This window comes from Rhodococcus sp. NPDC056743 (genome assembly GCF_042790355.1).
Lineage (GTDB): Bacteria > Actinomycetota > Actinomycetes > Mycobacteriales > Mycobacteriaceae > Rhodococcus_F.
The window spans coordinates 105,093-118,071 of sequence record NZ_JBHTZI010000002.1 but is presented as its reverse complement, the minus strand read 5'-3'; the positions used below and the strand labels follow the sequence as shown (position 1 = coordinate 118,071).

The window sequence follows — 12,979 nt, the reverse complement described above, 5'->3', positions numbered from 1 at the left end:
TACCTTCTTCGAAAGATGTTGGCTTGACTAGTGGAACGGCGCCGGTACCGGCTCGCTGTCGTCGACGATCGGCTTGGGTACCGGCTCGTCGTTGAGGATCTCGAGCTTGCCGGCCGTTGCAGCGTTCACGATGGAGGCGATCAGCGCACCGCACTCCTTGCGAGGAGCGCCGGGGCGCCCCTCGCGTCGGCCGAATTCACGGTCGTCGGCAATTTCGAGGCACTTCGCGCGGGCCTCGTCGGTCCACTGAACGGTGGTGTGTTCCCAACTGTTCTTCTGGACCAGGACCTGCGCCTTGCACTCAGCGCACTGAAGAGGCTGCATCTTCTTCTGCCTTCTTCGCAGCGAGGTTGTCTTCGACTTCCTTCTGCCAAGCAGCGACGGGGCGCGCGGTGTCGAGTTCGAATTCGAAGCGCTCGGTCATCTCGGGAGCGATGTCCGCGACGTCGACGTAGAACTGCTCGTACCAGCGGCGGAGCTGGTAGACCGGGCCGTCCTCTTCGCACAGGAGCGGGTTCTCGATGCGAGTCTTGTTCTTCCAGATCTCGACGTCCTGCTCGAAGCCCTTGGCGATGAACGTGCCGAAGTTCGCGGCCATCGCGTCGGCAGCTTCACCCTGGAAACGATCCGACTTCTTGACGATGATGCCGTACTGAAGCACGAACTTGTCCGCGCTGACCGGGTAGTGGCAGTTGATGAGCACGGAGTCGACGTTGTAGTCCTCGTACTCGTAGGTCAGGTCGTCGACCATGAACGACGGGCCGAAGTACGTGGCGACGGAGTTGCTGCCGACCATCTTCGGGGTACCCGCTGCGTGCGGACGCATGTCCGAGCGAGCGACGCCGCGCATGTACTGCGTCGCGGCGTGCCCCTCGAAGACGTTCTTGAAGTACGTCGGGAAGGAGTAGTGCACGTAGAAAAAGTGCGCCATGTCGACGATGTTGTCGACGATTTCGCGGCAGTTGGTGTCGACGGTGGTGGTGTACCAGACCCAGTCGCTCCACTCGTCGCTGAGCGCGCCTTCGATGCGGGGGATGGCTACGTCGTCCGTCGGCGGGTTGCCCTCGGGGTCGTGCCAGACGAAGAGCATGCCGTCCTGGTCGAGGGTCTGCCAGGCACGCGTCTTGGCGAGCGGGGGAACGCGACGTGCGTACGGAATCTTCTGGCACTTGCCGTTGCCGCCCCAACGCCAATCGTGGAACGGACAGGCAATGGCGTCGCCCTTGACGGTGCCCTGGCTCAGGTCGCCACCCATGTGACGGCAGTACGCGTCGAGGATCTTGACGTTGCCTTCACTGTCGGCGAAGACGACGAGCTTGGTGCCGAACGCCTCGATGGAGTGCGGCTCGCCGTCCTTGAAGGACTCCGTGAGTCCAATGCAGTGCCATCCACGTGCAAAGCGAGTCGGTGCGGTTCCAGCTTGGATCTCGCGAATCTCGTCGTTGTCGGACTGATTGATCGTCACGATGAGTCCCGTCCTTTCCAGGGTCAGTGTCGAAATACGACGCTAAGCGAGCTGTGAAGGACACCCCGCGGATCGTCTCACTGGGCGGGACCGGCGTGTGACTGACTCGAAGATGGCATCCGTCCCGGCCTTCGGGATGTCCGGTCACCGGAACAGCGGAAGACGATATCGTGACGGGGCAGCCGCTATGTCTATCTGCCGATCCGGTTTCCGTCGATCGGTGCAAGGAGTGTCTTCCCATGGTCAACAAGGTTCTGAGCACCGTTCGCGATCTGCTTCCCAAGATTGCCGAGCGAGCTCAGAAGGTGGACGACTCCAGGAAGATATCGGATCGAACGATTCGGGAGCTTTCCGACGCGGGTGTGTTCGCGATGTTGCAGCCGAAGCGTTACGGCGGCGCCGAGAGTGATCCGGTCCAGTTCTACGAAGTGATCCGCGCGATCTCCGCCGCGTGTGGCTCGACGGGGTGGGTCGCGTCCGTGGTGGGCGTTCACCCGTGGCATTTGGCTTTGTTCGAAGATCAGGCGCAGGCGGACGTCTGGGGTAAGGATCAGACGACGCTCGTCTCCTCTGCTTACGCGCCGGTCGGGCGGTTGACGGCGGTAGAGGGCGGCTACGAACTGTCCGGAAACTGGGGCTTTTCCTCAGGGTGCGAGCATGCAACCTGGGCTTTGCTGGGCGCGATGGTCGTAGGAATGGACGGGCGTCCGGTCGACTTCATGACTGTGTTGGTGCCGCGTTCGGACTACGAGATCCGCGACGTCTGGGACGTTGTGGGCATGCGTGGAACGGCGAGCAACGAGATAATCGTCAAAAAGGCATTTGTCCCGGAGCACCGACTGAAGCGCAACTACGAGACGGCTCACTTGCAGGGGCCAGGCCAGGCCGTCAACACCGGTCCGCTGTACAAATTGCCGTTCGGAAGCATCTTCACGTCGACAGTGGCAGCACCGTGCGTCGGTATTGTCGCCGGTTGTTACGAGGGCTACCTAGAGGTCATGCGTGAGCGCGTTCGGCTCAGTCTGGGCGGTGGACGGTTCAGCGAGGACCAGTTCGCTCAGGTGGCGGTGGCGCGGGCGTCTTCGGAGATCGATGCGGCGATTCTGCAGATGGATCGAAACATACGAGAGATGTACGAACTCGCCGTGGCCGGTAAGGAACTGCCGCTCTCGATGCGACTGCGTGCGCGGCGTGACCAGGTACGGGCTACGGAGCGTTCGGTTGAAGCTATCGACATGCTGTTCAAGACGGCAGGCGGGAACTCGCTGTCGCGGGGCAATCCGATCGAGCGGGCCTGGCGGGACGTTCACGCCGGCAGCGTGCATGTGGCAAACGAACCGGAGCGGGCGCTGGCGCTGTACGGGCGGGCAGCGTTCGGTTTACCGGTCGAAGACAATTTGATCTGACTGCCGCGGGTTCACAACGTCAGGTTGCGGGGTAACCTCCGCCCTGTGAGGCACACCTCCGAACTGATCATCGGGTCGATTGTCGACCTGGCCGGTGTTTCGCGAGCGAAAGTGGTGCCCGCGAACAGGGTTGACGTTTTTGTCAACAGTGGGATGGGCGCGTCGCCCAGTTGGAGTGTGTTCTGTGCCGACGACGCCCTCGCCTTCACCGAAGAGCTTTCCGCGGTGGGTGATCTTCGCCTGAGGATCACGGAAGCGGATCTGCGCGCCGTGGGTGACGATGTGTCGTGGGCACCTGCGACACTGCACGAGTTGGACGGATCGGTATCGGCGGTGTGCAGTCGAACAGCACTGCGACGCACAGTCAAGGCGCTTGCGCATGACAATCTCGAAGCCCGGGTGGGCCACGAAATCGAGTTCACACTCTTCGGTGGGGATGTGGCCGAACAATGGTCTGCCTACGGACTCGGGGCGGCGCTTGCACAGGAGCAGTTTGTCAGGGATCTGTTGGTGAATGCCGAACGCGCCCAACTGAATATCGAGCAATTTCACGCGGAGTACGGTCCGGGGCAGTTCGAGATCTCTCTTGCACCCGACTCGCCGCTCGAAGCGGCCGACAGCGTGATCGTCGCCCGAATTCTGATCTGCCGCACTGCCCGATCGCATGGAATGGCTGCGTCGTTTTCTCCGATGCCTGTCGTGGGAGGCTCGGGAAACGGCGCACATCAGCATATTTCGTTGACTCGGTCCAGTGAACCGATCTTCTCCGGTGGGAAACGGGATTACGGGATGACGGAAGCAGGCGCATCTGCGGTGGGTGGCCTACTGGCTCACCTCGCAGACCTGGGCGCGGTATTAGCGTCGTCGCCGTTGTCCGGGTTGCGGTTGCAGCCAGATACCTGGTCTGGTGCCTTTATCTGTTGGGGTCACGAAAACCGCGAGGCTGCAGTCCGATTCTGCGCCGAATCCATCGGGAATCCGCACGGCGCCAACGTCGAAGTGAAGGTGATGGATTCCTCCGCAAATCCGTATCTCGCTACCGCGGTCATTCTTGGTGCCATGCACGCAGGTATTGCCGGCGCTCTAGCACTGCCGCCGGAAGTGAATGTCAATCCGTCCGGTCTGAGCGAGGTGGAGCGGGCGGCCTGTTCGATCACGCGCATGCCGACGGAGATGGGCGAAATGCTGCACCGACTGCGTCGCTCGACTGTTGCGAAGAGCGCCATCGGGAGCGCGATCATCGATGCAGTGGTTTCAGTGAAAGAACTCGAACATTCCCGGTGCTCGGGGTTGGACGAGTCGGCGCTCGTCGAGCGATTGCGATACGCCTGGAGCGCTTGACGGGGCGTGCCGGACGTTCTAAATTTAAGTTATTCCTTAATTAAGGAGTTGCTTAAATGACTAGCGAGCTCGACGCGGTGTTCGGGGCATTGGCAGATCCCACCCGGCGTGCAATGTTGTCACGCTTGACCAGCGGTTCTATGACGGTGGGGGAGTTGGCCGAGCCATTCGAGATGAGTCGGCCGGCGATATCGCAGCATCTGAGGGTCCTCGAGAAGGCCGGGTTGATCGAACGGACAGCCACTGCGCAATGGCGCACCTGCACGCTTCGCGCCGAAGGTCTGAACGATGCTGCTGTGTGGGTCGACGAACACCGTCGCGGCTGGAACGAGCGGTTCGATCTTCTCGACGAGCGGCTCCGTGAATTGAAGACGCATGAAACGAAGAAGGAGAAGGGCAATGAGTGAGCACAATGTCGATCAGACCGCAGAATTCACCATCATCCGAATCTTCGACGCACCGCGTGAACAGCTTTGGCGCGCCTGGACAGACCCGGACGAGGCGGCCCGCTGGTGGCATCCGCGTGGTGTGAGTAGCCCTCGCGAGCACGTAGACATCGACCCACGCGTCGGTGGAACATACAGCTACTTGATGATCAACGACGATGACGGTGCCGAATATCCCACCGGTGGAACGTATCTGGAAGTCGAGAAGCCGGAGAGACTGGTCTTCACCTGGGGGAGTCCGGAGGATTCTGTCGAGAGTGCGCCCCGCATAACGGTCACGTTGGTGGAGTGAGGGAACAAGACGGAAATGACCTTCCATCTTGTTGGGATCCCCGGGTTCAAGGGCGACGGGAACGTGTACGACGGTTGGAACGAGGCCTTCGACATTTTCGAGGAGCGATGACTCAATAGTCGTAAATCAGGCCCTACGTCCGTGCGCCGGTGATTGAATGTCGGAAAGGTCGTACTTCACCGGTGTAAGGGAGTCGAACGCCATGGCGCGTAACGTGACCGTAGTACTCGACGGCTACACCTATTTCGAATGTCCACGTTGGCACGACAACCGCATCTGGGTATCGGATTTCTATAGCCATCAGGTGGTTTCGGCTCGCGAAGACGGAACGGATGTTCGTGTCGAGGCCGAAGTTCCCGGTCAGCCGTCTGGTCTCGGTTGGTTGCCGGACGGCAGGTTGCTGGTGGTGTCGATGCGCGATCACAAGGTCCTTCGTCGTGAACCGGACGGGCAACTGGTCGTTCATGCTGATCTCTCGAAGTATGTGAGCGGCAATGTCAACGACATGCTCGTCGACGCTCAGGGCCGTGCGTATGTCGGCAACTTCGGGTTCGATCTGATGAATCTGGCGGCGGTCGAGACTGCGGATCTCCTGCGGGTCGATCCGGACGGCAGCGTGCATGTTGTTGCGCGGGATCTGCATTTTCCCAACGGCATGGCACTGACTTCCGGTGGGGAGCTGCTGGTGGACGAGACCCTCGGTAATCGCATCAGTGTCTTCTCCGTCGCGGACGACGGTTCCCTGGGGGAGCGCCGTGATTGGGCGACGTTCGGGGTCGTGCCGGATGGTTCGACGATGGAGTCCACTATTTCCCAGATGGTGATTGCGCCCGACGGGTGTTGTATCGATGCCGACGATTCGATGTGGGTTGCCGACGCAATCGGTAACCGGATACTTCATGTTGCGCAGGGGTCTGGCGTGATCGACGAGATTCCGTTCGACACCGGGGTGTTTGCCTGCGGCTTGGGCGGAGCCGACGGACGAACACTGTTTGTCTGTGCGGCACCGGATTTCAACGAGCATGCACGTAAGGTGGCAACGGAGGGCAAGTTGCTGTCGATACGTTTGGAGTAGTTGGGTTCTCATGGAATTAGTGACGTCGTTACCTGCCGACACTCCGCTGCGTCAGGTAGCGGAACGTGTACGGCGCATCGAGGAACTCGGTTTCGACACCGTGCATGTCTCGGAGACTGTTCGAGACCCATTCGGCGTTGCTGCGCTGGCCGTCGAGCACAGTTCCACCCTCACCGTGCGGACGTCCATGGTGGTGGCATTTGCGCGAAGTCCGATGCTGACCGCATTGGCGGCCTGGGATCTTGCGGACTTCTCCGGCGGTCGGTTCCAGTTGGGGCTGGCAACTCAGGTGCGCGGAAATATTGTCGGACGGTATTCGATGCCGTGGACGGATCCTGTTGCACAACTGCGTGATTACGTCGGTGCAGTGCGGGCGATCTTCGAGGCTTTCCGATCCGGCAGTGCACTCGACTACGAGGGCACGCACTACACATTCAACCGGTTGCAGCCGTATTTCAATCCGGGGCCGATCGACGTGCCGGCGCCCGAGATCTGGACTGGCGGCGTAAACCCGCGGATGTGCGCACTTGCCGGCGACGTTGCCGACGGTTTTGTCGCACATCCGACAAGTTCGCATCCGAAGGTGCTCGCGGAGAGGATAATCCCGGCGCTCGAGTCCGGCGGCCGAAAACCTCGAATCGTCGCAGTTCCGAAGGTGATCACGGGGCGGGGCGCCACCGCAGTCGCCGCGGCCCGTGAGCCGGTACGCCAAGAGCTTGCATTCCTCTACTCCACACCGGCCTATCGAGTTGCGTTGGACGTACTGGGGTTTTCGGAGGTCGGTGAGAAGCTGACTTCCATGGCACGCTCGGGCGACTGGGCCGATCTGGCTGCGGTTCTCACGGACGACGTACTCGACGATCTCGTCATTCAATGCACCTACGCGGAACTGCCCGCGTTGCTGACTGCGAAGTACGGGGATCTCTGTGACGGACTTGCCCTGGCGGTTCCCGCGGATCCCGCTGACGACGAGGACTTTCGGAAGATGTGCCTGGAACTTCGATCTTCGCAGTAGGAGTTGCTACCGTGCAGTGAGGCAGGCGATATGAAATCGCCTGCCTCACTTGCCTATCAGTTGGTTACTTCGCCATGTCCTGAGCTGCTCGGTAGGAGAAGACCATCGCCGTGCCCAGCGGAACGCCGGGGCCGGGGTAGAAGCGGCCACTGAGGGATGCACTCGTGTTTCCTGCGGCGTAGAGGCCGTCGATCACGGTACCGTCGGCGCGCAGAACGTGGCCGTCGATATCGGTGACCAATCCGCCCTTGGTGCCGAGGTCACTGAGAACGATGCGCGCCGCGTAGAACGGGCCCGTCTCGATTGCGGTGAGTGCTGCATTGGCGCCGCCGTTTGGCGGGCAGAAGAACGCATCGTAGGGATCTTCGCCGCGGTGGAACTGCTCGTCGACACCCAATTTTGCTGCGTCGTTGAACTTTTCGACCGTGCTGCGCAGCGCGTCGGCCGGGATTCCGGTCTTTGCTGCGAGCTCTTCGAGAGTGTCTGCAGCTACCCAGGTTCCAGCTTCGAGGTGCTTGGCGGGAGGGGTGTTGGGGATGCTGATTGCGGGCAATCCGCCGCGTTCGCGGGAATCGAAGATCATGAACGACGGCACGGCAGAACCGTTGTCGTTGTGGGCGTCCATGGCGCGGCCGAACTGGTCGTACGGCAGCGACTCGTTGAGGTAGCGCTCGCCGGCATTGTCGACGACGAGGCCGCCACGAACGCCGACCATGAATGCGGCGCTGCCGTCTGGCTGCTCGACGCCGGGGCAGAACCAAGCCTGATCAAGCAGTGCTGTTGCGCCGCCGACGGCAACACCGGCACTGATTGCGTCGCCGGTATTCGCGCCGAACGGTCCCATGCTCCAGATGGCTTTGCCGGGGGTACCGGCCTGCTCGCGGAGAGCGTCGTTGCCTTCGATGCCGCCGGCTGCCATGAGCACGCCGCGGGTTGCCTTGATGCGCTGGGTTTCGCCGCCTGCTTCGACCTCGGCGCCGACAACACGACCGTCTTCGACGATCAGAGACGTGAGAGTGGTTTCGGTGCGGAGGTCGGCGTTGCCGGTGCTCTGGACGGCTGCCAGCAGACGGCCGATCAGTGCGCGTCCGCCGATCATCTTGCCGGGCGCGTGGCCCTGGTCGGTGCGGTCCTGATCGAGTTCGGGTCGAACCAGTTCTGCGATGTCACCGATGTCGGCCGGATCGAGGTCGAGAGGGTTGATGGAGCGTCCCGTGTCCATCCGGCCTTCGGCCTTGTAGTAGTCGGGGAAAGCCCGGAACTCGAATTCGATGTTCGGGTTCTTTTCCAACAGTGCGACGACAGCGGGAGCCGTGTCGACGTACGCGTCCTGGCGATCGGACTCGGAGTCACCGAGCAGTGAGCGCAGGTAGGTGCGCGCATTTTCGGTGGAATCGGGCAGGCCGGCGCGTTCCTGGACCTGAGTTCCCGGCAGCCAGATGGAAGCTCCGGAGTACGACGACGTTCCGCCGAAACGGTTGGTCTTTTCGATCACGACGGTGCTCAATCCGGCAGCTGCGGCGGTATAAGCGCCGGTCAGTGCCCCGCCGCCGGAACCGACAATCAGTACGTCGCATTCCGTGGTCCAGTCCTGCATCATTGCGTCCTAACTCGAAGAGGGTGGGGCCTATACGCAATACCCAGTGGCGCGCGTTGGCTACGTCAGGTCTCACTGAGCGGGCAAAACACCGGTGAGGCGGCATGGGGTGCGAGAATTGACTAGGTCGTGCGCGGCCGCTACACACTCACAAGATGATTAGGGGCGACGGTGCCGAGAATTGCCGAGGTCAGGGACGCGGCCGAGCCCAGTTCGGACGAGCAGCGGGCACGCCATGTTCGGATGCTGCAAGCTGCCGAGGAACTGGCAACCGAGAAGGAGCTTGCTCGCGTCCAGATGCATGAGGTCGCGAAGCGCGCCGGAGTCGCCATCGGAACGCTGTATCGGTACTTCCCGTCGAAGACGCACCTGTTTGTCGCGGTGATGGTCGAGCAGATCGATCAGATCGGCGACACTTTCACGAAGCATCAGGTGCAGTCGGCAAATCCACAAGATGCGGTCTACGAAGTGTTGGTGCGCGCCACTCGTGGGTTACTGCGTCGGCCGGCCCTCTCGACAGCGATGCTGCAATCGACCAGCACCGCCAACGTCGCAACAGTTCCCGACGCAGGCAAGATCGATCGCGGTTTCCGTCAGATCGTCCTGGATGCCGCGGGCATCGTGAATCCCACCGAAGACGACAACACTGCGTTGCGTCTGTTGATGCAGTTGTGGTTCGGCGTCATTCAGTCGTGCCTCAACGGTCGGATCTCGATTCCCGATGCGGAGTACGACATCCGTAAGGGCTGCGACTTGCTTCTGGTTAATCTTTCCCGGCACTGACAGGCTTCATCCGAAGTGGATGAGCTTGTCATATCTTGAAAAGTGAAATCAATTCTAATTTAGTGAGAGCGCTGAACTTGCACCGCAACGTTGCTCGGCGTACATAAATAGAATACATTGCAGAAAAGTGAATAGGTGAGCCAGCTCACCGACCGAAATCTCCACGGAGGAGCAAGCATCATGGGTCATGCAGTCATCGTCGAAGCCGCACGCACACCGATCGGCCGTCGCCGCGGCGCCCTGGCGGGACTGCACCCCGCCGAGATTCTGGGAGCAGCGCAGCGCGGGGTCCTCGAACGGGCAGGCGTTGCACCGGAAGACATCGGACAGATCATCGGCGGTTGTGTCACGCAGGCTGGCGAACAGTCCAACAACGTCACGCGTCAGGCGTGGCTGCACGCCGGTCTTCCGTATGGCACGGCTGCCACCACCATCGACTGCGCGTGCGGATCTGCTCAGCAGGCAGTGCATTTGATCTCCGGCCTGATTTCCTCCGGTCAGATCTCGGCCGGTATCGGCTGCGGAGTCGAGGCCATGAGCCGTGTGTTCCTCGGCCAGGCAAATGCGCCTGGAACCGGAAACCCGTACCCGGACGACTGGACCATCGACATGGGTGACCAGTTCACATCCGCGCAGCGCATTGCCGAGAAGCGTGGCATCACGCGCGCCGACGTCGACGCTTTCGGTCTCGAGTCGCAGCGTCGCGCAGCTCAGGCGTGGGCAGAAGGCCGCTTCGACCGCGAAATCATTCCCGTCAAGGCTCCCGTCATCACCAAGGAAGGCGTGCCGACCGGCGAGATCGCCACCGTGACGCGTGACGGCGGATTGCGCGAGACGACGGCGGAAGCGCTCGCCGGACTCAAGCCCGTCATCGAGGGCCACATCCACACGGCCGGCAACTCGTCGCAGATCAGCGACGGTGCCGCTGCGGTGCTGCTGATGAGCGAAGAGCGTGCACACGAATTGGGTCTCAAGCCCCGCGCCCGGATCATTGCATCCGGCATGGTCGGATCCGATCCCTACTACCACCTCGACGGACCCATCGAGTCCACTCAGCTGGTACTCGACAAGGCCGGAATGACGTTGGCCGACATCGATCTGGTCGAAATCAACGAGGCATTCGCTTCTGTCGTACTCTCCTGGGCCCAGGTTCACGGCGCAGACCTGTCCAAGGTCAACGTCAACGGCGGCGCGATCGCACTCGGACACCCCGTCGGTTCCACCGGCGCACGCCTGATCACCACGGCGCTGCACGAACTCGAGCGTTCCGACAAGTCGACGGCACTGATCACGATGTGCGCCGGTGGCGCTCTCTCGACCGGCACCATCATCGAACGCATCTGATCCGTACTCACACTTTCGAATTGACGAGGTAGACATGACTATTGGATTGAGTGAAGAAGATCGCGACCTCCGCGATTCCGTACGGGGCTGGGCTGCACGCCACGCAACACCGGCCGTCATCCGCGAAGCTGTCGAGGCCAAGGTCGAGACCCGCCCGCAACTCTGGGACGGACTCGCCGAGCAGGGACTTCTCGGACTGCACATCGCTGAGGAATTCGGCGGCGCCGGATACGGATTGGTCGAACTCGCGATCGTCGTCGAGGAACTGGGACGCTCCATGGTTCCCGGCCCGTTCCTGCCGACCGTTCTGGTCAGCGCAGTGCTCAGCGACGCCCGGGTTACCGCACCACTTGCCGGCCTTGTCGACGGCAGCACACTCGGAGCTGTTGCGTTGCAGCCCGGTTCGCTGAAGATCACTCGTGACGGTGACACTGCCACTCTCAGTGGCACGTCCAGCCAGATTCTCGGCGGACATGTCGGAGACCTGTTCCTGCTCGCCACGGACAGCGGATTCGTACTGCTCGGACGTGACCGACTCGAGGTCACCGACCTGGCCAGCTACGACGTCGTGCGTCGTAACTCCGAGGTCAGCGTCGACGGACTGGTACTCACCGACGCCGAGATTCTCGACATCGACAGCCAGCGTGTACTCGACATCGCCGCAACACTGTTCGCGGCCGAGGCTTCAGGTCTCGCCGACTGGGCGGTCACCACATCTACCGACTACGCCAAGGTACGTCAGCAGTTCGGACGCGTCATCGGCCAGTTTCAGGGCGTCAAGCACAAGGCTGCTCGCATGCTCACACTTGCCGAGCAGGCTCGCGTCTGCGCCTGGGATGCTGCCCGCGCTCTGACTCCCGCCAACGAAGTCGGCGCCGAAGAGGCCTCTCTCGCAGCGGCAGTCGCCGGAGCCACCGCTCTCGAGGCAGGCTTCTCCGTCACCCGCGACTGCATCCAGGTGCTCGGCGGCATCGGTTACACGTGGGAGCACGACGCTCACCTGTACCTTCGTCGTGCGCAGTCATTGCGAATCCTGCTGGGTTCCACGGCGTCCTGGCGTCGTCGCGTTGCCGAGCTGACCATCGCCGGCACCCGCCGCGTACTCAGCATCGAGTTGCCGCCTGAGGCCGAGGCGATCCGCGCCGACGTCCGCGCTGAACTCGCTCCGGCGCTGGAGCTCGAAGGTGCCGCGCAGAAGACCTACCTGGCGGAAAAGGGCTACACCGCACCGCACTTCACCGCTCCGTGGGGGAAGTCTGCCGACGCAGTCAGCCAGCTTGTGATCGCCGAGGAACTTCGCGCGGCAAAGATCAAGCCGCACGACATGATCATCGGCAACTGGGTCATCCCGACGCTCATCGCGCACGGCAACGAAGATCAGCTTGCCAAGTTCGTTCCGCCGTCACTGCGCGGCGACATCGTCTGGTGCCAGCTGTTCTCCGAGCCGGGCGCAGGTTCCGACCTCGCTGCTCTGAGCACGAAGGCAACCAAGGTAGACGGTGGCTGGAAGTTGCAGGGCCAGAAGGTGTGGACGTCGATGGCACGCGACGCGCACTGGGGAATCTGCCTCGCACGCACCGACGCCGATGCACCCAAGCACAAGGGTTTGTCCTACTTCCTCATCGACATCAAGAACAGCGGACTCGACATTCGCCCGCTGCGCGAGATCACCGGTGAAGCACTCTTCAACGAGGTGTTCTTCGACGACGTCTTCGTTCCCGACGAGTGCCTCGTCGGCGAGCCGGGCGACGGCTGGAAGCTCGCTCGCACCACGCTGGCCAACGAGCGTGTCTCGCTGTCCAACGACTCGTCTTTGGGCTCGGGCGGCGAGGCTCTGCTGAGCCTGGTCGAGGGACTGCCAGGCGGCATCGACGACGAGCAGCTGACGGTACTCGGAAAGGTGCTGTGCGACGCGCAGTCCGGCGGTCTGTTGAGCCTACGCACCACGTTGCGCTCGCTGTCCGGTGCTCAGCCGGGCGCGGAGTCCTCCGTTGCGAAGCTCATCGGTGTCGAGCACATCCAGCAGGTGTGGGATGTGGCTATGGAGTGGGCCGGCCCGAGTTCGCTTCTGGGCGACCAGCATCGGATGTCCGCGACGCAGATGTTCCTGAACTCGCAGTGCATGTCCATCGCGGGTGGTACAACCAATGTTCAGCTCAACATCATCGGTGAGCGAATCCTGGGTCTGCCCCGTGACCCCGAACCGGGAAAGTGA

12 protein-coding genes are annotated in these 12,979 nt (G+C 62.0%); 9 read left to right on the top strand and 3 right to left on the bottom strand.

Going from position 1 to position 12,979, the window contains the following annotated elements:
- Positions 1–27 precede the first annotated feature (27 nt).
- Together ACFRFQ_RS04960 and ACFRFQ_RS04955 are read right to left on the bottom strand one after the other, a co-directional pair.
- Complete coding sequence (locus ACFRFQ_RS04960; protein WP_378653816.1) at positions 28–324, bottom strand: hypothetical protein; 297 nt, start codon at positions 322–324, stop codon at positions 28–30.
- Positions 302–1,465 carry a Rieske 2Fe-2S domain-containing protein gene (locus ACFRFQ_RS04955; protein ID WP_378653813.1) on the bottom strand — a complete coding sequence of 388 codons (1,164 nt, stop codon included), beginning with the start codon at positions 1,463–1,465 and terminating at the stop codon, positions 302–304. Before ACFRFQ_RS04955 ends, ACFRFQ_RS04960 begins: the two co-directional genes overlap by 23 nt.
- Positions 1,466–1,704: 239 nt before the next feature.
- On the opposite strand from ACFRFQ_RS04955, the gene hsaA reads away from it, so the two are divergent.
- The 6 genes from hsaA (at position 1,705) to ACFRFQ_RS04925 (ending at position 7,040) form a co-directional block, all read left to right on the top strand.
- Positions 1,705–2,871 carry a 3-hydroxy-9,10-secoandrosta-1,3,5(10)-triene-9,17-dione monooxygenase oxygenase subunit gene (gene hsaA / locus ACFRFQ_RS04950; protein WP_378653811.1) on the top strand — a complete coding sequence of 389 codons (1,167 nt, stop codon included), beginning with the start codon at positions 1,705–1,707 and terminating at the stop codon, positions 2,869–2,871.
- A 45-nt stretch (positions 2,872–2,916) separates the two neighbouring features.
- Complete coding sequence (locus ACFRFQ_RS04945) at positions 2,917–4,212, top strand: glutamine synthetase (RefSeq protein ID WP_378653808.1); 1,296 nt, start codon at positions 2,917–2,919, stop codon at positions 4,210–4,212.
- A gap of 56 nt (positions 4,213–4,268) precedes the next feature.
- A complete protein-coding gene (locus tag ACFRFQ_RS04940) occupies positions 4,269–4,619 on the top strand; it encodes an ArsR/SmtB family transcription factor (RefSeq protein WP_378653806.1) in 351 nt (116 codons plus the stop codon).
- Positions 4,612–4,950 carry an SRPBCC domain-containing protein gene (locus ACFRFQ_RS04935; RefSeq protein ID WP_378653803.1) on the top strand — a complete coding sequence of 113 codons (339 nt, stop codon included), beginning with the start codon at positions 4,612–4,614 and terminating at the stop codon, positions 4,948–4,950. The genes ACFRFQ_RS04940 and ACFRFQ_RS04935 overlap by 8 nt, the downstream gene beginning before the upstream one ends.
- Before the next feature lie 202 nt (positions 4,951–5,152).
- Positions 5,153–6,025 carry an SMP-30/gluconolactonase/LRE family protein gene (locus ACFRFQ_RS04930; protein ID WP_378653801.1) on the top strand — a complete coding sequence of 291 codons (873 nt, stop codon included), beginning with the start codon at positions 5,153–5,155 and terminating at the stop codon, positions 6,023–6,025.
- Positions 6,026–6,035: 10 nt separating this feature from the next.
- Positions 6,036–7,040 (top strand): TIGR03617 family F420-dependent LLM class oxidoreductase, encoded by a 1,005-nt coding sequence (locus tag ACFRFQ_RS04925; protein ID WP_378653798.1) that lies wholly within the window; start codon positions 6,036–6,038, stop codon positions 7,038–7,040.
- A gap of 64 nt (positions 7,041–7,104) precedes the next feature.
- Here the strand turns inward: ACFRFQ_RS04925 and ACFRFQ_RS04920 are convergent, their stop codons facing one another.
- Positions 7,105–8,637: an FAD-dependent oxidoreductase gene (locus tag ACFRFQ_RS04920; RefSeq protein ID WP_378653795.1), complete on the bottom strand. Its 1,533-nt coding sequence runs from the start codon at positions 8,635–8,637 to the stop codon at positions 7,105–7,107.
- Between the two features lie 171 nt (positions 8,638–8,808).
- On the opposite strand from ACFRFQ_RS04920, the gene ACFRFQ_RS04915 reads away from it, so the two are divergent.
- The 3 genes from ACFRFQ_RS04915 (at position 8,809) to ACFRFQ_RS04905 (ending at position 12,979) form a co-directional block, all read left to right on the top strand.
- Positions 8,809–9,420 (top strand): TetR family transcriptional regulator, encoded by a 612-nt coding sequence (locus tag ACFRFQ_RS04915; RefSeq protein ID WP_138870448.1) that lies wholly within the window; start codon positions 8,809–8,811, stop codon positions 9,418–9,420.
- A 180-nt stretch (positions 9,421–9,600) separates the two neighbouring features.
- Positions 9,601–10,764, top strand: coding sequence for a steroid 3-ketoacyl-CoA thiolase (locus ACFRFQ_RS04910; RefSeq protein ID WP_378653792.1), 1,164 nt, complete (start codon positions 9,601–9,603; stop codon positions 10,762–10,764).
- Between the two features lie 34 nt (positions 10,765–10,798).
- Positions 10,799–12,979, top strand: coding sequence for an acyl-CoA dehydrogenase (locus tag ACFRFQ_RS04905; protein WP_378653789.1), 2,181 nt, complete (start codon positions 10,799–10,801; stop codon positions 12,977–12,979).

What these genes read in the sequence shown, in the direction of transcription:
- ACFRFQ_RS04910 (WP_378653792.1), top strand. Translation starts at nt 9,601, where the DNA reads ATGGGTCATGCAGTCATCGTCGAAGCCGCACGCACACCGATCGGCCGT.
- ACFRFQ_RS04905 (WP_378653789.1), top strand. Translation starts at nt 10,799, where the DNA reads ATGACTATTGGATTGAGTGAAGAAGATCGCGACCTCCGCGATTCCGTA.
- hsaA (WP_378653811.1), top strand. Translation starts at nt 1,705, where the DNA reads ATGGTCAACAAGGTTCTGAGCACCGTTCGCGATCTGCTTCCCAAGATT.
- ACFRFQ_RS04920 (WP_378653795.1), bottom strand. Translation starts at nt 8,637, where the DNA reads ATGCAGGACTGGACCACGGAATGCGACGTACTGATTGTCGGTTCCGGC.
- ACFRFQ_RS04960 (WP_378653816.1), bottom strand. Translation starts at nt 324, where the DNA reads ATGCAGCCTCTTCAGTGCGCTGAGTGCAAGGCGCAGGTCCTGGTCCAG.
- ACFRFQ_RS04925 (WP_378653798.1), top strand. Translation starts at nt 6,036, where the DNA reads ATGGAATTAGTGACGTCGTTACCTGCCGACACTCCGCTGCGTCAGGTA.
- ACFRFQ_RS04940 (WP_378653806.1), top strand. Translation starts at nt 4,269, where the DNA reads ATGACTAGCGAGCTCGACGCGGTGTTCGGGGCATTGGCAGATCCCACC.
- ACFRFQ_RS04935 (WP_378653803.1), top strand. Translation starts at nt 4,612, where the DNA reads ATGAGTGAGCACAATGTCGATCAGACCGCAGAATTCACCATCATCCGA.
- ACFRFQ_RS04930 (WP_378653801.1), top strand. Translation starts at nt 5,153, where the DNA reads ATGGCGCGTAACGTGACCGTAGTACTCGACGGCTACACCTATTTCGAA.